This is a genomic window from Oceanibaculum pacificum (assembly GCF_001618175.1).
Classification (GTDB): Bacteria; Pseudomonadota; Alphaproteobacteria; order Oceanibaculales; family Oceanibaculaceae; genus Oceanibaculum; species Oceanibaculum pacificum.
Genome location: NZ_LPXN01000001.1, coordinates 1 through 22,034, shown reverse-complemented (window position 1 = coordinate 22,034; position 22,034 = coordinate 1). Strand labels below are relative to the sequence as shown.

At 65.5% G+C, this 22,034-nt stretch carries 20 protein-coding genes; 6 read left to right on the top strand and 14 right to left on the bottom strand.

Annotation, left to right across the window (positions count from 1 at the left end; genetic code table 11):
• Positions 1-205 precede the first annotated feature (205 nt).
• A complete protein-coding gene (locus AUP43_RS00100; protein ID WP_067550904.1) occupies positions 206-739 on the bottom strand; it encodes a PadR family transcriptional regulator in 534 nt (177 codons plus the stop codon).
• Between the two features lie 234 nt (positions 740-973).
• Between AUP43_RS00100 and dapB the strand changes: the two genes are divergently transcribed.
• Positions 974-1,777, top strand: a complete 804-nt coding sequence (gene dapB / locus AUP43_RS00095; protein WP_067551290.1) for a 4-hydroxy-tetrahydrodipicolinate reductase — start codon at positions 974-976, stop codon at positions 1,775-1,777.
• On the opposite strand, the gene AUP43_RS00090 is transcribed toward dapB, so the two are convergent.
• Positions 1,774-2,280 (bottom strand): DUF2244 domain-containing protein, encoded by a 507-nt coding sequence (locus AUP43_RS00090; RefSeq protein WP_067550903.1) that lies wholly within the window; start codon positions 2,278-2,280, stop codon positions 1,774-1,776. The genes dapB and AUP43_RS00090 overlap by 4 nt on opposite strands.
• 98 nt (positions 2,281-2,378) lie before the next feature.
• Here AUP43_RS00090 and nth point away from each other — a divergent pair, with 98 nt between their 5' ends.
• On the top strand, positions 2,379-3,026 hold the full coding sequence (gene nth, locus AUP43_RS00085) for an endonuclease III (protein ID WP_067551287.1): 648 nt from the start codon (positions 2,379-2,381) through the stop codon (positions 3,024-3,026).
• Here nth and AUP43_RS00080 read toward each other — a convergent pair.
• The 4 genes from AUP43_RS00080 to AUP43_RS00065 all read right to left on the bottom strand — a co-directional run bounded on the left by AUP43_RS00080 (position 3,023) and on the right by AUP43_RS00065 (position 5,744).
• Complete coding sequence (locus AUP43_RS00080; RefSeq protein WP_067550902.1) at positions 3,023-3,661, bottom strand: LysE family translocator; 639 nt, start codon at positions 3,659-3,661, stop codon at positions 3,023-3,025. The two genes, nth and AUP43_RS00080, sit on opposite strands and share 4 nt — an antisense overlap.
• 7 nt (positions 3,662-3,668) lie before the next feature.
• Positions 3,669-4,001, bottom strand: a complete 333-nt coding sequence (locus AUP43_RS00075) for a hypothetical protein (RefSeq protein ID WP_157089159.1) — start codon at positions 3,999-4,001, stop codon at positions 3,669-3,671.
• A 334-nt stretch (positions 4,002-4,335) separates the two neighbouring features.
• Positions 4,336-4,815 carry a bactofilin family protein gene (locus AUP43_RS00070; RefSeq protein WP_198154765.1) on the bottom strand — a complete coding sequence of 160 codons (480 nt, stop codon included), beginning with the start codon at positions 4,813-4,815 and terminating at the stop codon, positions 4,336-4,338.
• 221 nt (positions 4,816-5,036) lie between these two features.
• Complete coding sequence (locus AUP43_RS00065) at positions 5,037-5,744, bottom strand: EI24 domain-containing protein (protein WP_067550893.1); 708 nt, start codon at positions 5,742-5,744, stop codon at positions 5,037-5,039.
• A gap of 171 nt (positions 5,745-5,915) precedes the next feature.
• On the opposite strand from AUP43_RS00065, the gene AUP43_RS00060 reads away from it, so the two are divergent.
• From AUP43_RS00060 to ppa, 3 genes are all read left to right on the top strand, one after another.
• The gene (locus AUP43_RS00060) at positions 5,916-6,914 is read left to right on the top strand and encodes an adenosine kinase (RefSeq protein WP_067550892.1); all 999 of its coding nucleotides are present in this window, start codon (positions 5,916-5,918) and stop codon (positions 6,912-6,914) included.
• The gene (locus AUP43_RS00055; RefSeq protein WP_232314834.1) at positions 6,911-8,278 is read left to right on the top strand and encodes an AmpG family muropeptide MFS transporter; all 1,368 of its coding nucleotides are present in this window, start codon (positions 6,911-6,913) and stop codon (positions 8,276-8,278) included. Before AUP43_RS00060 ends, AUP43_RS00055 begins: the two co-directional genes overlap by 4 nt.
• Positions 8,279-8,381: 103 nt before the next feature.
• Positions 8,382-8,915, top strand: a complete 534-nt coding sequence (gene ppa / locus AUP43_RS00050; RefSeq protein WP_067550890.1) for an inorganic diphosphatase — start codon at positions 8,382-8,384, stop codon at positions 8,913-8,915.
• Between the two features lie 25 nt (positions 8,916-8,940).
• Here ppa and phoB read toward each other — a convergent pair whose 3' ends face one another.
• The 8 genes from phoB to AUP43_RS00010 form a co-directional block, all read right to left on the bottom strand.
• On the bottom strand, positions 8,941-9,642 hold the full coding sequence (gene phoB, locus AUP43_RS00045; protein WP_067550888.1) for a phosphate regulon transcriptional regulator PhoB: 702 nt from the start codon (positions 9,640-9,642) through the stop codon (positions 8,941-8,943).
• Between the two features lie 22 nt (positions 9,643-9,664).
• A complete protein-coding gene (phoU, locus tag AUP43_RS00040; RefSeq protein ID WP_067550885.1) occupies positions 9,665-10,402 on the bottom strand; it encodes a phosphate signaling complex protein PhoU in 738 nt (245 codons plus the stop codon).
• 156 nt (positions 10,403-10,558) lie between these two features.
• The gene (locus AUP43_RS00035) at positions 10,559-12,013 is read right to left on the bottom strand and encodes an ATP-binding protein (protein WP_084462340.1); all 1,455 of its coding nucleotides are present in this window, start codon (positions 12,011-12,013) and stop codon (positions 10,559-10,561) included.
• 97 nt (positions 12,014-12,110) lie between these two features.
• Positions 12,111-13,655 (bottom strand): UxaA family hydrolase, encoded by a 1,545-nt coding sequence (locus tag AUP43_RS00030; RefSeq protein WP_067550883.1) that lies wholly within the window; start codon positions 13,653-13,655, stop codon positions 12,111-12,113.
• Between the two features lie 29 nt (positions 13,656-13,684).
• Positions 13,685-14,965 carry a TRAP transporter large permease gene (locus tag AUP43_RS00025; protein ID WP_067550882.1) on the bottom strand — a complete coding sequence of 427 codons (1,281 nt, stop codon included), beginning with the start codon at positions 14,963-14,965 and terminating at the stop codon, positions 13,685-13,687.
• Positions 14,966-15,005: 40 nt separating this feature from the next.
• A complete protein-coding gene (locus AUP43_RS00020; RefSeq protein ID WP_067550881.1) occupies positions 15,006-15,566 on the bottom strand; it encodes a TRAP transporter small permease in 561 nt (186 codons plus the stop codon).
• Between the two features lie 24 nt (positions 15,567-15,590).
• Positions 15,591-16,577 (bottom strand): sialic acid TRAP transporter substrate-binding protein SiaP, encoded by a 987-nt coding sequence (locus tag AUP43_RS00015; RefSeq protein ID WP_067550876.1) that lies wholly within the window; start codon positions 16,575-16,577, stop codon positions 15,591-15,593.
• Between the two features lie 166 nt (positions 16,578-16,743).
• Positions 16,744-19,014 (bottom strand): NADP-dependent malic enzyme, encoded by a 2,271-nt coding sequence (locus AUP43_RS00010; protein ID WP_067550875.1) that lies wholly within the window; start codon positions 19,012-19,014, stop codon positions 16,744-16,746.
• 216 nt (positions 19,015-19,230) lie between these two features.
• Between AUP43_RS00010 and mutS the strand changes: the two genes are divergently transcribed.
• Positions 19,231-21,855, top strand: a complete 2,625-nt coding sequence (gene mutS, locus AUP43_RS00005; RefSeq protein WP_067551282.1) for a DNA mismatch repair protein MutS — start codon at positions 19,231-19,233, stop codon at positions 21,853-21,855.
• Positions 21,856-22,034 lie beyond the last annotated feature (179 nt).

The following is a 22,034-nucleotide window of genomic DNA, read 5'->3' as shown; positions in this document are numbered from 1 at the left end:
AGCACCAGCACTTCCGGGTGGAATTCCTTTCCCTCTCCCGGATAGAAGAACGGCCGGATCGACCATGATCCGGCCGTTTGTTTTATCGCCTCCGTAGCGCCGTCGATACAGGCGTAGTGCTGCTCTAAATATTTGAATAAATTAATAATTACCGGAAGTCATACCGCTCTATGCGTGGCGCAATCGCGTGCGGTAAAGGCTTCTTTCAGCGCTGCCGATCCCGGTCGAGGGCGCTGACGATGGCTCGCCCTTCGCCCTGCAGGAAGTCGATGGCGGCGCGGCACAGCACCTGGCCGAAGCGCGAGACGAAACGCTGGCCCTCTGTTGCGGGACTACCACGGAATCCCTGAAACAGGGCCAGGTCGCCCCGCAATTCGGCCAGCCTTTCATCGATCAGCCTGTCCAGCACATCCTTCTCCAGCTGGTCGGCGAAGAACATCGCGGCCATGAACTCGGAGCGCACCTGCTCCTGCCCTTTGGCCTGCACCAGGCTGGAACGCAAGGATTCCCGGCCTTTTTCGGTGATTGCGTAGGTCCGCTTCTCCAGCGTCTGGGCATCCGGGGAGCCGGTGGCGACCACTTCGCCGGCGGCCAGCAGCTTAGCCAGGGCGGGGTACAGGGCGCCATAGCTGACCCCCTGATAGGGTCCGAAATAGGCTTTCAGCCGTTTGCGGACCTCATACCCGGTCGTCTCCCCCAGGCTCAAGACACCCAGGCACAGGCAACGCACATCGATCATACCAGGCTTTCCTGTTCTTAGCCGTTATACCGAGATGAATATCTAATAAAATACAATGTTAAATCTCTTTAACCTCGTCCGCAACCCGCATTGCTGCCGCAGGGGTCGGCGCCGCGCACTACGGTCCGGAAAAGCCCTGTGGCGGGGAAGTGCCGGCGGTATTTCCCGCTTTTCCGGGCGGCAAACCGTGCTTTAATGGCGCTACCCCAGGATTGGAGACCATAGATGGCGGATATGCGGGTCGGGATCGTCGGCGCGGGCGGCAAGATGGGCCAGATGTTGATCGAAACGGTGCACGCGACGCCGGGCGTCGCTCTTGCCGGTGCGTCTGAGCGACCGGGCGCGCCCCTGGTCGGCAAGGATGCCGGCGAAACTGCGGGCGTGGGTGCATTGGGCGTCGTCATCACCGACGATGCCGAGGCGCTGTTCCAATCCGTCGATGTCGTGATCGATTTCACCGTCCCGGCCGCCACCGCCGCGCATGCCGATCTGGCCGCGCGCCATAACACCGCGCTGGTGGTCGGCACCACCGGCCTGTCCGACGAACAGACGCAGGCATTGCGGAACGCGGCGGCCCGGGTGCCTGTCATATTCGCCCCCAACATGGCCGTGGGGGTAAACCTGCTGTTCGCGCTCACCCAGCAGGTGGCGGCGATTCTTGACGAACGTTTCGATATCGAAATCGTTGAAATGCATCATCGCCGCAAAATCGATGCGCCGTCGGGCACTGCGCTGGGCCTCGGCCGGGCGGCGGCGGCGGGGCGCGGGGTCGATCTCGCGACCGTCGCCCAGCGCGCCCGCGATGGCCACACCGGCGCGCGCAATCCCGGCGATATCGGCTTTGCCGTGCTACGCGGCGGCGATGTGGTGGGCGACCATACGGTCGTCTTTGCCGGCATGGGCGAGCGGATCGAGCTGACCCACAAGGCCAGCAGCCGACAAATCTACGCCGACGGCGCCGTTCGCGCCGCCCTCTGGACCGCCGGCAAGGCCCCCGGCCTGTACGGCATGAATGACGTGCTGGGGCTGAAACTCTAGCGCAGATGCTCGGGCAGGCGGCGGCGGTCGAGCGCTGCCGTCAAGGCCTTGGCGACTTCCGAGCGCTCCGGCTGGTTGAGGAAGCTGCCGATCTCCAGGCTGCGGCCGTGGCTGGCGAGCACCAGGGGTGAGGGATAGTCCGAGGCGGCGTCGTGCAGCACCTTCAGCCAGGTCGGCTGGAAGCTCCAGCGCCGTATATGGCCGGCCGGGCTGATGCGTTGAACCTCCAGCTCGGTATCGTCCAGGCGCACGGTCTCGCGCGCCAGGGCCGACCGGTAATTCAGCCGGAAGGCGAAATAGAGCAGCGCCACATCGAGCCCGAAAAAGCCGAAGATCGGCCAGGCCCCGACCACCAGGAACAGGATGCCCATCGACAGCGACACGCCGCCCACCGCACCCATCAGAATATAGAAGCCGGCCGGCGGCAGGCTCCGGTAGGGCGTCAGCGTCGCGTCGAAATAGAGCCGGCGCGACGGGGTATCGGGCGAAATCGCGGCGTCCATGATGTCTTAGAGATAGAACCGCGGCCAGCGCGCGTAAAGAGCGACATAATCGCCTTGGCGGCCGGCTGGCTTCAGGCTAGAACCGCCGCATGGCGCGCATGACCAAAGCGGAGGTGGAGGAGTTCTTCGCCCGGCTCCAGGCCTCGAACCCGGAGCCGAAGGGGGAACTCGACTATCTCAACCCCTTCACCCTGCTGGTGGCGGTGGTGCTGTCGGCGCAGGCGACCGATGTGTCGGTGAACAAGGCGACGAAGGATCTGTTTCCCATCGCCGACACGCCAGAGAAGATGCATGCGCTGGGCGTCGAGGGGCTGACCCGCTACATCAAGACCATCGGCCTGTATAATTCCAAGGCCAAGAACGTGATCGAGCTGTGCCGCCTGCTGATCGACAAGCATGGCAGCCAGGTGCCGCAGGATCGCGAAACGCTGGAAAGCCTGCCCGGCGTCGGCCGCAAGACCGCCAATGTGGTGCTGAACATCGCCTTCGGGCAGCCGACCATCGCGGTCGACACGCATCTGTTCCGCCTCGGCAACCGCACCGGCCTTGCTCCCGGCAAGACGCCGCTGGCGGTGGAGCTGCTGCTGGAGAAGCGAATTCCAAAACCCTATCTGCAGCACGCCCACCACTGGCTGATCCTGCATGGCCGCTATATCTGCAAGGCCCGCAAGCCGGATTGCTGGCGCTGTGTCGTCTCGCATGTCTGCAAATTCAAGGAAAAGACGCCGGACCCGGTATCCGCCTAGGGGCGGCGCAACAGCGACGCGGCCGAACTGCTAAGCGCGTTGAGCGCGAAGCCGATGAACATCAGCCCGGTGACCCGCACGATCCACACATCGTAGCGCCGATAGAGCCGACGCACGCCGCTCAGCCCCACAATCCAGACCAGGATCAAGTCGCCCAGCAGAAAGCCCAGGAAAGCCGCCAGCATCAGCGGCGGCAGGCTGTCCCAGGACAGCGCCGCGCCGTAATTCGCCAGCAACGCCGCGAACATCGCCAGCGCCACCGGATAGCCCTTTGGATTGGTCACGCCGAAGATCATTCCCCGGCGCAGCGGATGGCGCACCTGGCTGTCCAGCGCCCCGGTATCGGTGCGCCGCACCAGCACGGCGCGCAGGCCGAGATAGAACAGATATAGGCCGCAGGCGATGCCCAGCAGGTCGAACACCAGCGGATCGATCACCCGCGCGCCGATGATCGCCAGCAGCGCCAGGAAGGTCCAGAGCAGGTCGCCGACCAGATGTCCGCCCAGGAATGCCGCCCCCGCGCGGCGCCCTTGCTCCGCGCCGATGCCAAGCAGGGCGAGTACGGCCGGACCGGGGGTGACGATATAGACCACCCCCGCCGCCAGCGCTGCGATCAGCATGGCGGGTTCCAGCATGGCGGGATCAGCTCTTGCCGAAGGCGGGGGCCGGGGCGGGCAGGGCGCGGGCGGCGGTGACCAGGCCGCTCAGGCAGGGGGCAAGCGCCATGGCCGACAGGCTGCGCGGGTCGCGGCTCTCGGCATAAACCACCCGCAGACCGCTCGGGTCGGGATAGAAGAACACGTCGAGCACGCAACGCCCGTCGCCATACTGCCAGATTCGCGCCGGCGTCTCGCGACGCTCATAGCGCGGCTTGCCGAGCAGAAGGGCGACTTCCTCCCCCGTAAGGCCAAGCAGCGAGGGCGAGGGCACCGACATGTCCTGCGGCGGTAGGCTGGAAGCGGTGGGCGGCGCCACGGTCAGCGCCACATTCGTGGCCGCGGGCTTGGCGGTGGACGAAACAGGAGAGGAGGAAGCCGCAGGAGTCCCGCCAGAGGGACCGCCTATAGGGGGGGATGCCGCGGCTGGGCCCGCCCCCAGGGCCGCCGCCGTCGCGGTCGCCGGTCCGGCGGCTTCCGGATTGGCGGGCCGGGTGTCGGCCGTTTGCGGCGCCGCGACGCAGCCAGCCAGCATCAGCAGGGATGCGGCCGCGATGAAAGCGGCGCGCCTGACCGGCTCCCCCGTCCGCCGAAAGCTGCTTAACGTCCCCGCGACTGCCCCAGCCATGCCGCCCGTTTCCTTAAAATCGCGGCTAGTCTGCCGCGCTGCCCGTATTCGCGATGGTGTCCGTCTTCGACGCAGAGAGCGACTTCACATCGCCATTGATCTCGCCGCCGGCCTCAATCTCCAGCTGGCCGTAGCGAATCTCCCCTTCGATCCGCCCGGTGCTGCGCACGGTCAACCGGCCGCGCACGGTGATATTGCCTTCGAAGCGGCCGCTGATATCGGCATCGTCGATCTCGGCGCTGCCCTTGAACACGCCGGTCGAGGCGATCTCGATGGCCTGGCAATTCTGCAGCTTGGCGTCGACGCGGCCTTCGACCACCAGCGTCTCGCAGGCGGTGATGTCGCCGCTCAGCACGATCTCGCGCCCGACGATCAGGCGGCGGCTCTCCGCGCTGCGCATGCCGACGCTGCTGCCTTCGCCGCTGCGGCGGCCGCCCGGGATATCCAGGGTGCGGCGCGGCAATTCCGGCACGAAGGAGGGCGAGGGCGGTTTGATGGTCGACATGGTGATTCCCCGAATGGCCGTTTTGTCCGGTTCCGCGCGCTGCCCCGTCTCCGCCGTTTCGCCCGTGGTGGCTTTCACCCCGCTTTCGGCCAACCCACTTTCGGCTAAACCGCTTTCGGGGGCGATTACTTCGCTAGGGACTTTCTTGCGCCTGAACATGTAAATAATTTCTTAATCATCCCGGCGGGGACGTTTGAAGCCGAACCGTTATGGCCGCGAAATTATGACGGAATCTCTTGTCTCTGCAAGCCCTGGAATAGGTGAACCATCGCCGCAGTCGCAAAAACCGGCACGAACAAATTCACGATCGGCACCGTCATGAGGAAAGCGATCAGCGCCCCGAACGCCAGCAAGCGCGCGCCATGGCGTTTGCGCACTGCAACAAGACGGTCCCGGTCGAGCCGCCGGACGGCCACCATCTCGTAATATTCGCGGCTGATCAGATAGCCATTGAGCAAGTAAAACAGCACCAGATTTACTGCCGGCAGCAGAAGATACACCGGCAGCGCCAGGAGATTCAGCAGGATCGACAGGCCGAGAAACCGCGCCGCGGCAAACAGAGCTTCCACCAGCGGCTGTTCACGCGCCGCCGGCAGGTCCGGATAGTGGCGCTGTTCGACGATATCGGCGGCCTTGTCCAGGAACAGCCCCATCACCGCCGTGGAAACGGCCGGGAACAGCAGCCAGGTCAGCATTAGGACCGCCAGCCCGCCCAATATGTCGACCAGCAGTCGGAACGGCCATTCCACCGGATCCGCAATGTTTGGCGGTACGCCCAGATCGATCAGGCTGAGGCCGGACAGCCCCCAATTCACCGCCACGAACAGGGCGATGAACACTAGCAGGGCGACCAGCGCTCCCCGCCAGACGATGCCGCGCAGCCGGGGGTCGGAAAGCTGGTGCAGGGCTTTGGTGAAGGATCGGAACATGGCGCGCGATCTCCCTCTGGCGCGTGGACGCCCCCTCATGTGAGGCTGCTCGGCGGATACCGCAACGGCCCTTGCAGGCAAGGGCGGCTTGTTGCGGCGCGCCCGCCCGGTATACTGCGGCGCGGAAAATGAAACACCCCTTTGCGGGCGACGGAACGGGAGTAAGGTTTAATGACCGAACGGCGGTTTGATGTGCTCGGCATCGGCAATGCGATCGTCGATGTGCTGAGCCGGACGGAGGAGTCGTTCCTCGCCGAACAGAAGCTGGTCAAGGGCGCCATGCGCCTGATCGACGCGGCCGAGGCGGACCGGCTTTACGGGCTGATGGGGCCGGGGGTGGAGATGTCCGGCGGCTCGGCCGGCAACACCATGCACGGCATTGCCTCGCTGGGCGGCAAGGGCGCTTTCATCGGCAAGGTGCGCGACGATGCGCTGGGCGGCATTTTCCGCCACGACATCCAGGCCGCCGGGGTGCATTTCACCACCCAGCCGGCCACCGATGGCCTGCCGACGGCGCGGTGCCTGATCCTGGTCACGCCGGATGGCCAGCGCACCATGAACACCTTCCTGGGCGCCTGCGTCGAGCTGACGCCCGAGGATGTCGATGTCTCGCTGGTCGCCGCCTCCGCCTATACCTATCTCGAAGGCTATCTGTGGGATCCGCCGCAGGCCAAGGCGGCCTTCCTGAAGGCCGCCCAGATGGCGCATGAGGCGGGCCGCAAGGTTGCGCTGTCCTTGTCCGATCCGTTCTGTGTCGAACGGCACCGCCAGGAATTCCGCGCGCTGGTGGAAAAGCATGTCGATGTGCTGTTCGCCAATGAGGAGGAAATCAAGGCGCTGTTCGAGGTTTCCAGCTTCGACGATGCGTTGCAGGCGATTCGCGGCAAGGTCGAAATCGCGGCCCTGACGCGCAGCGAACGCGGCGCGGTGGTGGTCGCCGGCGCCGAGGTGCATGTGATCGACGCCGAGCCGGTCGCGCAGGTGGTCGATACCACCGGGGCGGGCGATCTTTATGCCAGCGGCTTCCTTTACGGGCTGACGCGCGACCTGCCGATCGCGGTTTGCGGCACGCTGGGCGCGGTGGCGGCGGCCGAGGTGATCTCGCATTTCGGCGCCCGGCCGGAGGTTTCGCTCTCCGCGCTGATTGCCGACAAGGTGCATGCCGGTTGACCCACGGCACCGGAGCTAGCCGAGGGGCGCGGCTGCGCGGCTGGATCGCCGATTTCGCCATCTATGCCGAGCGTCCGGTGCTGGCGCAGCTCTTCCTGGGCTTCGCCAGCGGCCTGCCGCTGCTGCTGACGCTGTCCACGCTGACCGTCTGGCTGGCCGAGGTCGGGGTATCGAAGACCTCGATCGGCCTGTTCGCCCTGGTCGGCGCGCCCTATACCTTCAAATTCCTCTGGGCGCCGCTGATCGACCGGCTGCCGATCCCGCCCTTCACCAGCCTGCTGGGCCGCCGGCGCGGCTGGATGGTGGCGACGCAGTTCGGCCTGATTCTCTCCCTGCTCGGCCTGGGGGCCAGCGATCCCGCTGTGGATGCCGGGCGCACCGCTTTGTTCGCGGTGCTGGTGGCCTTCTTCTCCGCCAGCCAGGATATCGTCATCGACGCCTACCGCGTGGAAAGCCTCAGCGAGCGCCAGCAGGGGGCCGGGGCCGGCATATTGGTGTTCGGCTACCGCATGGCGATGCTGGTGGCCGGCGCCGGGGCGCTCTATCTGGCGGCGTTTCACGGCTGGTTCGTCACCTACGCCGTCATGAGCGCGCTGGTGCTGGTCGGCATGGTCACCATCCTGTTGAGCCCGGAGCCGCAGGCTGCCGACGATGCCGCCGACCGCGCCGATGCCCGGCACCGCACGCGCGGTCTGACCGGCAAGCGCGCGGCGCTGGCCGGATGGCTGTACCGCGCCGTCATCGCCCCTTTCGCCGATTTCATGCGGCGCGGCCATTGGCTGACCATTCTGCTGTTCATCGTGCTGTATAAGTTCGGCGATGCGCTGGCCGGGGTGATGGCCAATCCTTTCTATATCGAAATGGGTTTCTCGAAGATCGAGATCGCCAATATCTCCAAACTGTTCGGGCTGGTCGCCACGCTGGCCGGCGGGCTGTTGGGCGGCATCATGGTGGCGCGGCTGGGGCTGCTGAAGAGCCTGCTGGTCTGCGGCTTCCTGCAAATGGCTTCCAATCTGATGTTCGCGGTGCAGGCCATGGTGGGCTACGACCTGGCGATGCTGACCGTCACCATCGGGCTGGAGAATTTCACCGGCGGCATGGGGACGGCGGCCTTCGTGGCCTATCTGTCGAGCCTGTGCAATGTCGCCTATACGGCGACGCAATATGCGCTGCTCAGCTCCTTCATGGCGTTCGCGCGCACCATCCTCGCCTCCTCGGGCGGCTGGATCGCCGATCATGTCGATTGGGTCAGCTTTTTCCTGATATCCACCGCCGCCGCGATACCAGGGCTGCTGGTGCTGGTCTGGATCATGCGGGTGCTGCCGCCGCCGCAAGCGAAAGCCGTCCCGGCATCGGCCGAATAAGAATTTTCCGCGACTCTTTGTCTTCCGGGCTAAGAGGGCTTTGCTGCGGCGCACCAGATGCGTAGGATGCGCGCCATTTCCGCGCTCATCACAAGAGACACCCATGGACATCCGCAAGATTTCGATCGGCAAGAACCCGCCCTACGATGTGAACGTCATCGTCGAGATTCCGCTTGGCGGCGCGCCCGTGAAATATGAGGTGGACAAGGAATCCGGCGCGATGTTCGTCGACCGCTTCCTGCACACCGCCATGTATTACCCGGCCAATTACGGTTTCATCCCGCACACTTTGTCCGAGGATGGCGATCCGGTCGATGTGCTGGTTCTGGGCAATGTGCCGGTCGTGCCGGGCTCGGTCATGCGCTCGCGCCCGGTCGGCGTTATGCTGATGGAAGACGAGAAGGGACCGGACGAGAAGATTCTGGCCGTCCCGGTCGATGATCTGCATCCCTATTACGGCAATATCGCCAGCTATCGCGACGTGCGCGAGGTGCTGCGCCAGCAGATCGAGCATTTCTTCAGCCACTACAAGGATCTGGAGCCCAACAAGTGGGTCAAGGTCAATGGCTGGGCCGAGGCCGATGTGGCGCGCGACATGATCATGACCGCCATCGAGCGCGCCAAGGCGGAGAAGTAGGCTCTGCCGCCGGCCCGCGGCCGGCTCAAGCGTATTGGCTGGCCATGGCGTCGAGGGCGTAACCGGCGGAGCGCACGGTGCGGATCGGGTCGTCCTCATGTGGCTCGTTCAGCGCCTTGCGCAGACGGCGGATATGCACATCGACCGTGCGCGGTTCGACATAGACATCCGCGCCCCACACCGCGTCGAGAAGCTGTTCGCGCGAGAAGACGCGGCCCTGATGCTCCAGGAAATGGCGCAACAGGCGGAATTCGGTCGGGCCGAGATGAACGTCGCGCTCGCCCCGGCGGGTCTTGTGGGCGGCGATGTCCATGATGATGTCGCCGCAGCGCAGCGTCTCGGCATCGGCGGCCGGGCGGGAGCGGCGCATGACGGCGCGCACCCGGGCCAGCAACTCGCTGGGGCTGAACGGCTTGGTCACGTAATCGTCGGCCCCGGCATTCAGGCCGCGAATCCGATCGCCTTCCTCGCCGCGCGCCGTCAGCATGATGATCGGCAGGCCGCGAGTCTGCGGGGCGCGGCGCAACCGGCGGCACACTTCAATCCCGGAGAGCAGCGGCAGCATCCAGTCCAGCAGCACCAGGTCGGGCTTGCGCTCGCCGGCCAGCAGCAGCGCTTCCTCGCCGTCGCGCGCCTCGATGACGCGAAAATTCTCACGTTCGAGGTTGTAGCGCAGCAATGTCAGGATTGCCGCTTCGTCCTCAACAACCAGGATCAGAGGCTTCATCGGTTCGTTCCGATCGCTATTGCTATTGGTTCGTCACGGTGTGCTCGGTGCCGTCCGGCTCCACCACGGTAAAGCTGCTGCTGTCGCCCTTCGGCCGCTCGGCGGTCAGCGGCCGCCCGGTCACCTGGTAATACAGCGTCTCGGCGATATTGGTGGCGTGGTCGCCGATGCGCTCGATATTCTTCGCCATGAACAGCAGATGCGTGCAGGGCGAGATGTTGCGCGGGTCTTCCATCATGTAGGTCAGCATTTCGCGGAACAGGCTGGTGTACATCTCGTCCACCTCCTCGTCCCGGCGCCAGATCTGCAGCGCCTTTTCGGCATCCTGCTCGATATAGGCGTCCAGCATCTCCTTCAGGATCTGCTGCACCATCTTGCCCATGCGCGGAATGCCGGCGGCCGGCCGGGCCGGGGGCATCTGATTCAGCGCGATGGAGCGCTTTGCCACGTTGGCGGCATAGTCGCCGATGCGCTCCAAATCGGAGGATACTTTCAGCGCGCCGACGATGCGGCGCAGATCCTCGGCCATCGGCTGGCGCAAGGCCAGCATGCGGACCGTCAGATCGTTGATTTCATGTTCGATGGCGTCGATGCGCGCGTCGCCCTTGATGACACGTTCGGCGATCGTGCTGTCGCGCTTTGACAGCGACAGGATGCAATCCTGCATCTGGGTCTCGACCAGGCCACCCATCTGCGAGATCAGGTTCTGCAGGCGCTTCAGCTCTTCATCGAAGGATTTGACGATATGTTCGGACGGCATTTTGGATATCCTCTTTCGATGTTCGGTCGCGGCGCCGAATGGTCTGCCCACGGAAGGACCGGCTATCCATAGCGGGATTACACGGCACCAATACTACAAATCCGTGACAATTTTATTACATCGTCACGGCGCCATCTCTCACTGGTAAAAAAGCCATCACGCCGATTGGGCGCTGATCTCGCTCTGGATTCCGGGGGAGGATTCGGCCGGGGGGGCGGGATTGGCGGCCGGCAGATAGACGGTGAACTGGCTTCCCTTGCCGACCGCGCTGTCGATGCTCAGCACGCCGCGATGGCGGCTGACGATGTGCTTGACGATGGCGAGGCCGAGGCCGGTGCCGCCCAGATCGCGGCTGCGCGCCTTGTCGACACGGTAGAAGCGCTCGGTCAGCCGGGGGATGTGCTCGCGCGCGATGCCCTCGCCCTGGTCGCGCACGCTCAGCATCACCGCGCCGTGGGGCGCTTTCTGGAAGGCGGCCGGCAGCACTTCCGCGCGCTGCGCGGCAATGGTGATCGCGGTGCCGGCGCGGCCGTACTTGATTGCATTGTCGATCAGGTTCTGCACCACCTGCGACAGCTCGTCCTCCTCGCCGACGACCTGCGGCAGGTCGGCAGTGAGCGACAATTCGATGTGCATCTCACGGGTGCCGGCCTGCATGTCCAAGGTCGCCTTGGCGCTTTCCAGAATGCGCCTCAGATCGGCACGATGGCGCGGCGGGGTGTGCTCGTTCAGCTCGATGCGCGACAGCGACAGCAGGTCGTTCACCAGCCGGGCCATGCGCAAGGATTGCTCGTGCATGATTTCCAGAAAGCGTTCCTGCGCCTCCGGATCGTCCTTGGCCGGTCCGCGCAGCGTTTCAATGAAGCCGACCAGCGTGGAAAGCGGCGTGCGCAACTCGTGGCTGGCATTGGCGACGAAATCGGCGCGCATCTGCTCGCTGCGCTTCATCGCGGTCAGCTCGTGCAGCATGATCAGCGCCCGGCTGCCGTCCGGGCCGGCGCTGGGCAGCGGCTCGACACGCACGGCGAAGCTGCGTTCCACCGGGACCAGCATGGTCATTTCCACCGCGTAGCCCTCGCCGCCGGCAAGCACCTTATCGACCGCCTTCAGCACGTCGGGGTGGCGCAGCGTCACGGCGATGCCGCGGCCCACGGAATTGCCCCCCAGCAGCTCGCGCGCCGCCCTGTTGGCGCCAGCCACCACGGCATCGCCATCGAGCAGCAGCATCGGGTCGGGAATATTCTCGATCACCGTGCCGACCGCCTCGACCCGGGCGGAAAGCGTCTCGTTCAGCGTGGCCTGAAGCCGGGTCAGCGATTTGGCGGCCTCGACAATGCCGGAGAGCGGGCTGTCGCTCTCGATCTCGACGGTCAGGATGGAGTCCCGCTCGGCGGCGTGCGTTCCCGATGCCAGGGCCTGGGCCAGCGCGCCCTCGATGCGTTCAATGCGCAGGAAATGCCGATGCAGCAGCAATCCGGCCGGCGCCACCACCGTCAGCAGCACCAGCAGGCCGGCCAGCGGCCCTACGCGCCCCGCCAATGCCAGCCCCGCCAGCAGCAAGGCAGCCGGCAGGCCCAGCAGGACCAGGGCGACGAGAAGCGCGCGGCGCATTTTAGGAGACAAGATCGTTACACCCGTAAGCTGGCGATCCGACCAGCATAGGGCCAGGGGGGGACCCGCCGTCAATGATCGGCCGGTGACATTTCGCCTACATCACCGCGCCGACCTGCCAGGGAATGAATTCCGCGTCGCCGAAGCCCTGCGCCTCGCTTTTGCTCTTCTCGCCCGAGGCGACCCGCAGGATCAATTCGAACACCTGCCGGCCCATCTCCTGGATCGACACCCCCTCATCCAGCACGGCGCCGCAATTCACGTCCATATCCTCGGACAGCTTGCGGTACATCAGCGAATTGGTGGCCAGCTTAATCGAGGGCGACGGCTTGCAGCCGAACACCGAGCCGCGGCCGGTGGTGAAGCAGATCACATTGGCGCCGCTGGCGACCTGGCCGGTGACCGAGCAGGGATCGTAGCCGGGCGAATCCATGAACACGAAGCCCTTCACATTCACCGGCTCGGCATATTTGAACACGCCGGTCAGGTTCGTCGTGCCACCCTTGGCCGCCGCCCCCAGCGACTTTTCCAGGATGGTGGTCAGGCCGCCCGCCTTGTTGCCGGGCGATGGGTTGTTGTTCATCTCGCCGCCATTGCGCTCGGTGTAATCCTCCCACCAGCGGATGCGCTCGATCAGCTTCTCGCCGATCTTGCGGTCGACCGCGCGGCGCGTCAGCAGATGCTCGGCGCCATAGATTTCCGGCGTTTCCGACAGGATCGCCGTGCCGCCATGGCGCACCAGCAGATCGGCCGCCGCCCCCAGCGCCGGGTTGGCGGTGATGCCGGAATAGCCGTCCGAGCCGCCGCATTGCAGCGCCAGCGTCAGGTGGCTGGCCGGCACCGTGCTGCGCGTCGCCTCGTTGGCGACAGGCAGCATGGATTTCACGATCTCGACGCCGCGATCCACCGTCTTGCGGGTGCCGCCGGTATCCTGGATCGTCATGGTCTGGAAACGCGGCCCGCGCTCCAGCCCGTAGGCTTCCAGCAGGAAGTCGATCTGGTTCACCTCGCAGCCCAGCCCGACCATCAATATGCCGGCAAAGTTCGGGTGCCGGGCATAGCCCCACAGCGTGCGCTGCAGATTGGCGTAACCCTCGCCGGTATCGGCCATGCCGCAGCCGGTGGAATGCACCAGCGCCACCACCCCGTCGACATTGGGATACTGCGCCAGAATCTCCGGCGTGACGGCGGCGGCGATGTATTTCGCCACCGTGGCCGAGCAGTTCACCGAGGTCAGGATGCCGATGTAATTGCGCGTGCCCACCGTGCCGTTCTTGCGCACGAAGCCCTGGAAAGTGGCGCGCTCGGCCTCCGGCACCATGTCGGTCGGGCGCATGTCGCTGGAAAAGGCGTAGTCGCGCTCGAAATCCTGCATCTCGACATTGTGCACATGGACATGCGCGCCGGCCGCGATCTCCTCGGTGGCGAAGCCGATAATCTGATTGTATTTGCGCACCGGCTCCCCGGCGGCGATCGGCTTGGTCGCCACCTTGTGGCCGGCCGGGATGCTGCCGGCCGCGCTTACCCCCTCGCCGGGCAGCGCCGTTCCGGGCATCAGCGCCAGCCGGGCGACCACGACATTGTCGGCCGGGTGCAGGCGAACGAAGAGGGCGTCTTTCGGCGCGTCGAGCACGGAGGACATCGGGCTAGCCCCTCCTTCAGGGCGTCACGTCATCGATAGATCAGGGTCGGCAGCCATAGCGAGAGCTGCGGAATGAAGGTGACCAGCAGCAGCACCGTCACCAAGGGGATCAGGAACGGGGCCGTGGCCGTCACGCATCTCTCGAAGGATAGCCCCGATACGCGCGACAGCACATAGAGCACCATACCGACCGGCGGCGTCAGCAGGCCGATCATCAGATTCAGCACCATGACGACGCCGAAATGCACCGGATCGATGCCCAGCTTCTCGATCACCGGCAGCAGCACCGGCACCAGGATGGTGATGGCGGCGATGGTTTCCATGAAGCAGCCGACGACGATCAGCAGCACGTTGATCATCAGCAGGACCAGCAACGGGTTGTCGGTGATGGTCAGAACGATGGTGGCGAAATGCTCGGTGACGCGGGTGCTGGTCAGAATCCAGGCGAAGATCGAGGCGCCGGCGACGATCAGCAGGATGATCGCCGTGGTCTCGATGGTGTCCATGCTGACGCGCAGGATGCGCCGCCAGCCCAGGGTGCGGTAGACCAGCACGCCCAGCAGCAGGGCGTAGAACACGGCGGCGATGGCCGCTTCCGTCGGCGTGAACCAGCCGAACAGGATGCCGCCGATGATGATGGTCGGCGTCATCAGCGAGGGAAAGGCGGTGACGAAGCTCTTGCCCAGCCGGGTGAAGGAGAAGGTGCCGTCGCGCGGATAGCCCCGCACGCGGGCGTAATAGGCCACCATGATCATCAGCGCCCCAGCCATCAGCAGGCCGGGGATGAAGCCGGCGGCGAAGAGCTGGCCGATCGAGGCGTTCGCCATCACGCCGTAAATGACCATCGGCAGGGAAGGCGGAATGATCGGTCCGATGGTCGAGGAGGAGGCGGTGACGCCGACCGAGAAATCATCGTCATAGCCGGCGTCGCGCATCGCCTTGATCTCGATGGTGCCCAGCCCGCCGGCATCGGCCACAGCCGCGCCCGACATGCCGGCGAAGATCACGCTGGCCCCGACATTCACATGCCCCAGGCCGCCGCGCATCCAGCCCACGCAGGCCTTGGCGAAGCCGAAGATGCGGTTGGTGATGCCGGCCGAGTTCATCAGATTGCCGGCCAGGATGAAGAACGGGATGGCGAGCAGCGGGAAGCTGTCGACGCCGTTGATCATCCGGTGCAGCACCACGACATCCGGAATGTTTCCGGACAGCAGGATGTAGATCAGCGAGGAGCCGCAGAGCGCGACGGCAACCGGCACGCCCATGATCAGCATGCCGAAAACCATGACGAAGAGGAGGGTCAGCAGCACGGGGGCGGCCTCCGGGAAATGAAATGTGCGGGGGAGACGATCAGTCCATGATCTTGCCGGCCGAGGGCTGGGTCAGGTCGCTATAGCCCTGGCGCCAATGCTTGATGGCGATGTGGATGGCATAGGCGGTCATCATCGCGAAGCCGGCGCAGACCACCCAATAGACGATGGATTTCGGCAGATCGACCACCGCCATGTACTGCCGGGTGCGCAGGGCCAGCTTCACGCAGATCCAGGTCGCCATGCCGTAGAACATGACATTGCCGAGATCGACGATGGTGGAGAGCGCCCGGCCGATATTGGCCGAGAGGTAGCGATAGAAGAATTGCACCGCGATATGGGTGTTCTTGCGCACCGCGATGACGGAACCGAGGAAACCGACGCCAATCAGCAGATAGCGTGCGATCTCCTCGGTCCAGCCGATCGAATCATTCATCACATAGCGGGAGAAGAATTGCAGGAACACCACGCCCGCCAGCGCCCAGAAGACCAGCAGATTGACGATATCCTCCGGCCGGATGTCGGATAGATCGACATCCGCGTCGGTTTCCTCTTCGAGATACAGGCCGTCGGTCGGCCGATCCTCGTCGATGCCGTTCATGCCGGTCTCCTGGGGATGCGGTGGTTACTTCAGCGCCTGCAGCTTGTCGTAGGTCGCCTTGTCCCAGGTCGCCGACTTGCCGTTATGCAGCTTCACCGTCTCGTCGCGGAAAGGCTTGCGGTCGACCTTCACCACATTGACGCCCTGCTTCTCGAACCAGGCCGCCAGCTCCTTCTCCGACTGCACGATGTCGGCGGTCGCCTTGCCGGCGGCCTCCTTCAGCACGGCGGCGAAGATTTTCTGGTCCTCCGGCTTCAGATTGTCCCACCGCATGCCGCTGACGATGGTCAGCAAGGAGTCGGTGATATGGCCGGTCAGCATGATGTATTTCTGGACCTCGTAGAATTTCTTCGCCTGGATGGTCGGCAGCGGGTTCTCCTGCGCGTCGGCCACGCCCTGCTGCAGGGCGAGATAGACCTCGGCGAAGGCGATCGGCGTCGGATTGGCGCCCACCGCCTCCGGGAACATCCGGTAGAGCGGCGCGTCGGGCACGCGAATCTTCAGGTTCTTCATGTCGGCCGGCGTGTTGATCGCCTTGTTGGCGGTCACGTGACGCTCGCCGTAATAAGTCATGGCGAGGACCGGATGGCCGACTTTCTTGCGGTAACCGTCCGACAGCTCCTTGAACAGGTCGCTGGTGGTATAGGCCTTCCAATGGTCGAAATCGCGGAACATGTAGGGCGCGCCGGAAATGGCGATGGGCCCGTAGAACCGTCCGGCGAACAGCGCACCGGTCATGATGATGTCGACCGTGCCGAGGCCGAGACCCTCATTGATGTCCGATTCCTTGCCCAGCGAGGAGGCAGGGAAGACCTCGATCTCGTAGCGCCCATTGGTCTGTTTCTTGATTTCGTCGGCCGCCCAGAGCGCCCATTTGTGATAGGGCTCGCTGGTCTCGTAGACATGGGCGTATTTCAGTTTTTCGGCGGCATTCGCCCCGTTGGCGGCGGTGCCGGCAGCGGCAACGCCCAGCACCAGGGCAGCCGTCAGGGACAGCAGATTACGCTTCATGGTTTCCTCCTCCCATATGCCCCGGGTGTGCGTGGACCGTATCTACGACCCCAGGTTTCTTTACTTGACGCTGATAGGTTAAGTCGCTTTACAAGCGAAGGGCAAGGGTGCGTATGCAACCCTTGCCCTAAAGGAGAGGAAACCGGTGGAAAGGCCGGCGCGGAAATCAGCGGATGGCGTCGTAGGCCGCCAGCGCCGCCGCATTCACAATGTCCGACACGTTGGCGCCCATCTGCACGATCTGCGCCGGCTTCTGCAGGCCGATCAGCAGCGGGCCGATGACCGACGCGCCCGACAGCTCCTGCATCAGCTTGTAGGAGATGTTGGCCGAATGCAGCGCCGGCATGATCAGGATGTTGGCCGGGCCGGTTAGTCGGCAGAACGGGTAGAGCCGGTGCAGCTCCGCGTTCAGCGCCACATCGGCCGACATTTCGCCGTCATACTCGAAATCGACATTGCGGCTGTCCAGCACCTCGACCGCCTCGCGGATGCGCTGGGCCTTCTCGCGCGCCGGATTGCCGAAATTGGAGAAGGACAACAGCGCCACGCGCGGCTCATGACCGAGCTGGCGGGCCTTGGCCGCAGTCTGGGTTGCGATATCCGCCAGCTCCTCCGCGCTCGGCAGCTCATGCACCGAGGTGTCGGCGATGAAGACGGTGCGGTTGGCCGCCACCACCATCGCCAGCGCGAACAGCAGCTGGCCGGGCTGCGGGTCGATCACACGGGTCACATCCTCGAAGCAGACCGCGAAGCTGCGGGTAAGCCCGGTGACCATGGCATCGGCGTCGCCATTGGCCACCATGCAGGCGGCGAAGACGTTGCGGTCCTGATTCACCTGGCGCTGGCAGTCGCGATACAACAGGCCCTTGCGGTTCAGCCGGTCATACAGGAAGTCGGTGTATTTCTTGTTGTTGGTCGACAGCCGCGCATTATGCACCTCGATGCCGCCCGGATCGTTCAGGCCGATCTGCGCCATGGTGGCGCGGACCGTGTCCTCGCGGCCGACCAGGATCGGCGTGCCGTAGCCGGCATTCTTGAACAGCACGGCGGCGCGGATCGTCTGCTCCTCCTCGCCCTCGGCGAACACCACGCGCTGCGGGTTCTCCGCCACCCGGTCGAAGATGCGCTGCAGGCTGACCGAGGTCGGGTCGAGGCGCGCCGACAGCTCGTTCTTGTAGGCTTTCATGTCGGTGATCGGCTTGCGCGCCACGCCGGTATCCATCGCCGCCTTGGCGACGGCGGAAGAGACGGCGACGATCAGGCGCGGATCGAACGGGGCCGGAATGATGTATTCCGGGCCATAGCGCAGCCGGCGGCCGGAATAGGCCTGGTCGACCTCGTCCGGCACATCCTCGCGGGCCAATGCGGCGATGGCCTCGGCGGCGGCGATCTTCATCTGGTCGTTGATCTCGCTCGCCTGCACGTCCAGCGCGCCGCGGAAGATGTAGGGAAAGCCCAGAACGTTGTTCACCTGGTTCGGATAGTCCGACCGGCCGGTCGCCACGATGGCGTCGGGGCGCACTTCCTTCACCTCCTCCGGGGTGATTTCCGGATCCGGGTTGGCCATGGCGAAGATGATCGGCTTTTCGCCCATCTTCTTCACCATCTCCTGGCTGACCGCGCCCTTGGCCGACAGGCCGAAGAACACGTCGGCCCCGGTCATCGCCTCTTCCAGCGTACGCGCCTCGGTAGCGGCCGCATGGGCCGACTTCCACTGGTTCATGCCCTCGACGCGGCCGCGATAGATCACGCCCTTGGTGTCGCACAGGATGACATTGTCGTGCGGCATGCCCATGGCCTTCACCAACTCGGCGCAGGCGATGCCGGCCGCCCCGGCGCCATTGATGACCATGCGGGACTTCTTGATGTCGCGCCCGGTGATGTGCAGCGCGTTCAGAATGCCGGCCGCCGCGATGATCGCGGTGCCGTGCTGATCGTCATGGAATACCGGAATATCCATCAGCTCGCGCAGGCGCTGCTCTATGATGAAGCATTCCGGGGCGCGGATATCCTCCAGATTGACGCCGCCGAAGCTGGGCGACAGATAGCGCACCGCATTGACGAATTCCTCGACATCCTTGGTGTCGACCTCAAGGTCGATGGAATCCACGTCGGCGAAGCGCTTGAACAGCACCGCCTTGCCCTCCATCACCGGCTTGGAGGCCAGCGCGCCGATATCGCCCAGCCCCAGCACCGCCGTGCCGTTCGAGATCACGGCGACCAGATTGCCTTTCGAGGTGTATTCGTAGGCCAGGCGCGGATCCTGCTCGATGCGCAGGCAGGGCACGGCGACGCCCGGCGAATAGGCCAGCGACAGATCGCGCTGGGTGGTCAGCGGCTTGGTCGGCGCGATGGCGATCTTGCCGGGCTTGCCCTCGGAGTGAAAGGCCAGCGCCTCCTCGTCGGTGATGCGCTTGTTGGTATTATTATCGTCCATTGCGGGGTTCCTTGGGGTTTCCTCAAGCGCCGCGCGGGACGGGCGCTCATCATTTTCTGGTTCGCTTTAGGCTACGCGGCGCGAAGTGGCAATACCAGTGGCTGTTTGCAGGCGGCCCTTCGACAGAAGCCGGTCGGATGCTATGGTCGGCGGCACTTGATCGAAACCCAGCGGGCCGCCTTGAACGCCTTGACAGACACCCCCGCCGCCACCCCCATGCTGGCGCATTATATCGAGACCAAGCGGGCCCATCCGGACTGCCTGCTGTTCTACCGCATGGGCGATTTCTACGAGCTGTTCTTGGAGGACGCGGTCACGGCCGCGGCCGCCCTGGACATCACGCTGACCAAGCGCGGCCAGCATGCCGGCGAGGACGTGCCGATGTGCGGCGTGCCGGTGCATGCCTATGACGCCTATCTCTCGCGCCTGGTGCGCCAGGGCCACAAGGTGGCGATCTGCGAGCAGGTGGAAGACCCCGCCGAGGCGAAGAAGCGCGGCGGCAAGTCGCTGGTGAAGCGCGAGGTGGTGCGCATCGTCACCCCCGGCACGGTCACCGAGGATGCGCTGCTCGATGCACGGCGGCACAACCATCTGGTCTGCCTGGCCGATGCGCAGGGTCGGCTGGGGCTCGCCTGGGTCGATATGTCGACCGGCGAATTCTCCGTGCAGCCCATCGCCGAGGCCGGCCTGGCCGCCGCTCTCGCCCGGCTCGACCCGCAGGAGCTGCTGCTGCCCGACCGGCTGCTGCAGCGCGAGGCGCTGTTCGAGGCCTTCGCCGACTGGAAAAGCGTGATGACCCCGCAGCCCGGCGCGCGCTTCGACAGCGTGGCCGGCGAGAAGCGGCTGATGGCGCTGTTCGAGGTGCAGGCGCTGGATGCGTTCGGCGCCTTCGAACGCGCCGAGCTGGCCGCCGCCGGCGCGCTGGTGGACTATGTGGAGCTGACGCAGAAGGGCAAGCTGCCGCGCCTGTCCGCCCCGCGCCGCCTGCAGGCCGGCGCGGTGATGGAGATCGACGCCGCCACCCGCCGCTCGCTGGAGCTGACGCGCACCCAGACCGGCGAGCGCAAGGGCAGCCTACTTTCCGTCATCGACCGCACGGTCACCGGGGCCGGCGCGCGGCTGCTGGCGGCCTGGCTGGCCGCGCCGCTGACCGACGTGCCGGCCATCGAGGACCGGCTGGACCGGGTGCAGTTCTTCCTCGACCAGGAGGCGCTGCGCGGCAAGACCCGCGAGACGCTGAAGCGCTGCCCGGATATCGAGCGCGCGCTGACCCGCCTGACGCTGGATCGCGGCGGCCCGCGCGACCTGGCGGCGATCCGCGACGCGCTGACCGAGACCTCCACCCTGCGCGAGCTGATCGCCCGGCCCTCGCTGATGCCGCTGCCCGCCGGCATCGCCCAGGCGCTCGATGATCTGGGCCGGCACAATGCGCTGGTCGACCGGTTGACCCGGGCGCTGGCCGCCGAGCTGCCGGTGCTGACCCGCGATGGCGGCTTCATCGCCCCCGGCTATGCACCGGAGCTGGACCATCTGCGCAGCCTGCGGGACGAAAGCCGCCGGCTGATCGCCGGACTGCAGGCCCGCTACCAGCAGGAAAGCGGCGTGTCGGCGCTGAAGATCAAGCACAACAACGTGCTGGGCTATTTCATCGAGGTCTCGACCAATCACGGCGACAAGCTGCTGCGGCAGGAGAATTTCATCCACCGCCAGACCATGGCCAGCGCCGTGCGCTTCACCACGGTGGAACTGGGCGAGCTGGAACAGAAGCTCTCCAGCGCCGCCGACAAGGCGCTGGCCGTCGAGCTGGCGCTGTTCAAGGATCTGGTCGGCGAGGTGACGCTTCGCGCCGACGCCGTGGCGCTGGCGGCCAACGCGATTGCCCGCATCGACGTGGCCGCCGCCCTGGCCGAGCTGGCCGTCGATTGCCGCTACGCCCGGCCGGAGATGGCGAGCGACACCGCCTTCGCCATCCAGGGCGGCCGGCATCCGGTGGTCGAGGCGGCGCTGCAGGCCGCCGGCGCGCGCTTCGTCGGCAATGATTGCGTACTGGAGGCGGAAAAGCGCCTGTGGCTGCTGACCGGCCCGAACATGGCCGGCAAATCGACCTTCCTGCGGCAGAATGCGCTGATCGCCATCCTGGCGCAGATCGGCAGCTTCGTGCCGGCCGACAAGGCCCGTATCGGCGCCGTCGACCGGCTGTTCAGCCGGGTGGGTGCGGCCGACGATCTGGCGCGCGGCCGCTCCACCTTCATGGTCGAGATGGTCGAGACCGCCGCCATCCTGAACCAGGCCAGCGAGCGCTCGCTGGTCATATTGGACGAGATCGGCCGGGGTACGGCGACCTATGACGGCCTTTCCATCGCCTGGGCGACGGTGGAGCATCTGCACGCGGTCAATCGCTGCCGCACGCTGTTCGCCACGCATTACCACGAGCTGACGCAGCTCTCCGAGAAGCTGGACCATCTCGCCTGTCACACCATGCGGGTGAAGGAATGGCAGGACGATATCGTGTTCCTGCATGAGGTCGCGGCCGGCGCGGCGGACCGTTCCTACGGCATCCATGTCGCCAAGCTGGCCGGATTGCCCGCCCCGGTGATCGCCCGCGCCGAGGCTGTGCTGAAACGGCTGGAGGAAGGCGAAACCGGCGCCCGCCCCGGCTCATCGCCGGCCCGCATCGCCGACGATTTGCCGCTGTTCGCCGCGATGGCCCCGAAGCCCCCCGCCGCGTCGCCCGCCGGCCCGTCCCCGGCGGAGGCGGCCCTGGCCGAGATCAACCCCGACGAGCTGACACCCAGGGGCGCGCTCGATGCGCTCTATCGGCTGAAGGGGCTGCTGGAGTAGGCCCGTTCTGCTCGACCGGCATCCAGCAAGCGGAAGCGTGGACCCCCGGCACAAGGCCGGGGGTGACGGTCTGAGAATTTCCCTTACTTCGTCATTCCCGGCCTTGTGCCGGGAATCCAGGGTTCAGCCTTCTCGACCGACGATCCAGCGGGCTGAGGCGTGGACCCCCGCAACAAGTG

Coding starts and splice junctions, on each gene's coding strand:
- AUP43_RS00100 (WP_067550904.1), bottom strand. CDS start 739: ATGATCGATGTGCGTTGCCTGTGCCTGGGTGTCTTGAGCCTGGGGGAG.
- dapB (WP_067551290.1), top strand. CDS start 974: ATGCGGGTCGGGATCGTCGGCGCGGGCGGCAAGATGGGCCAGATGTTG.
- AUP43_RS00090 (WP_067550903.1), bottom strand. CDS start 2,280: ATGGACGCCGCGATTTCGCCCGATACCCCGTCGCGCCGGCTCTATTTC.
- nth (WP_067551287.1), top strand. CDS start 2,379: ATGACCAAAGCGGAGGTGGAGGAGTTCTTCGCCCGGCTCCAGGCCTCG.
- AUP43_RS00080 (WP_067550902.1), bottom strand. CDS start 3,661: ATGCTGGAACCCGCCATGCTGATCGCAGCGCTGGCGGCGGGGGTGGTC.
- AUP43_RS00070 (WP_198154765.1), bottom strand. CDS start 4,815: ATGTCGACCATCAAACCGCCCTCGCCCTCCTTCGTGCCGGAATTGCCG.
- AUP43_RS00065 (WP_067550893.1), bottom strand. CDS start 5,744: ATGTTCCGATCCTTCACCAAAGCCCTGCACCAGCTTTCCGACCCCCGG.
- AUP43_RS00060 (WP_067550892.1), top strand. CDS start 5,916: ATGACCGAACGGCGGTTTGATGTGCTCGGCATCGGCAATGCGATCGTC.
- ppa (WP_067550890.1), top strand. CDS start 8,382: ATGGACATCCGCAAGATTTCGATCGGCAAGAACCCGCCCTACGATGTG.
- phoB (WP_067550888.1), bottom strand. CDS start 9,642: ATGAAGCCTCTGATCCTGGTTGTTGAGGACGAAGCGGCAATCCTGACA.
- phoU (WP_067550885.1), bottom strand. CDS start 10,402: ATGCCGTCCGAACATATCGTCAAATCCTTCGATGAAGAGCTGAAGCGC.
- AUP43_RS00035 (WP_084462340.1), bottom strand. CDS start 12,013: ATGCGCCGCGCGCTTCTCGTCGCCCTGGTCCTGCTGGGCCTGCCGGCT.
- AUP43_RS00030 (WP_067550883.1), bottom strand. CDS start 13,655: ATGTCCTCCGTGCTCGACGCGCCGAAAGACGCCCTCTTCGTTCGCCTG.
- AUP43_RS00020 (WP_067550881.1), bottom strand. CDS start 15,566: ATGAACGGCATCGACGAGGATCGGCCGACCGACGGCCTGTATCTCGAA.
- AUP43_RS00015 (WP_067550876.1), bottom strand. CDS start 16,577: ATGAAGCGTAATCTGCTGTCCCTGACGGCTGCCCTGGTGCTGGGCGTT.
- AUP43_RS00010 (WP_067550875.1), bottom strand. CDS start 19,014: ATGGACGATAATAATACCAACAAGCGCATCACCGACGAGGAGGCGCTG.
- mutS (WP_067551282.1), top strand. CDS start 19,231: ATGCTGGCGCATTATATCGAGACCAAGCGGGCCCATCCGGACTGCCTG.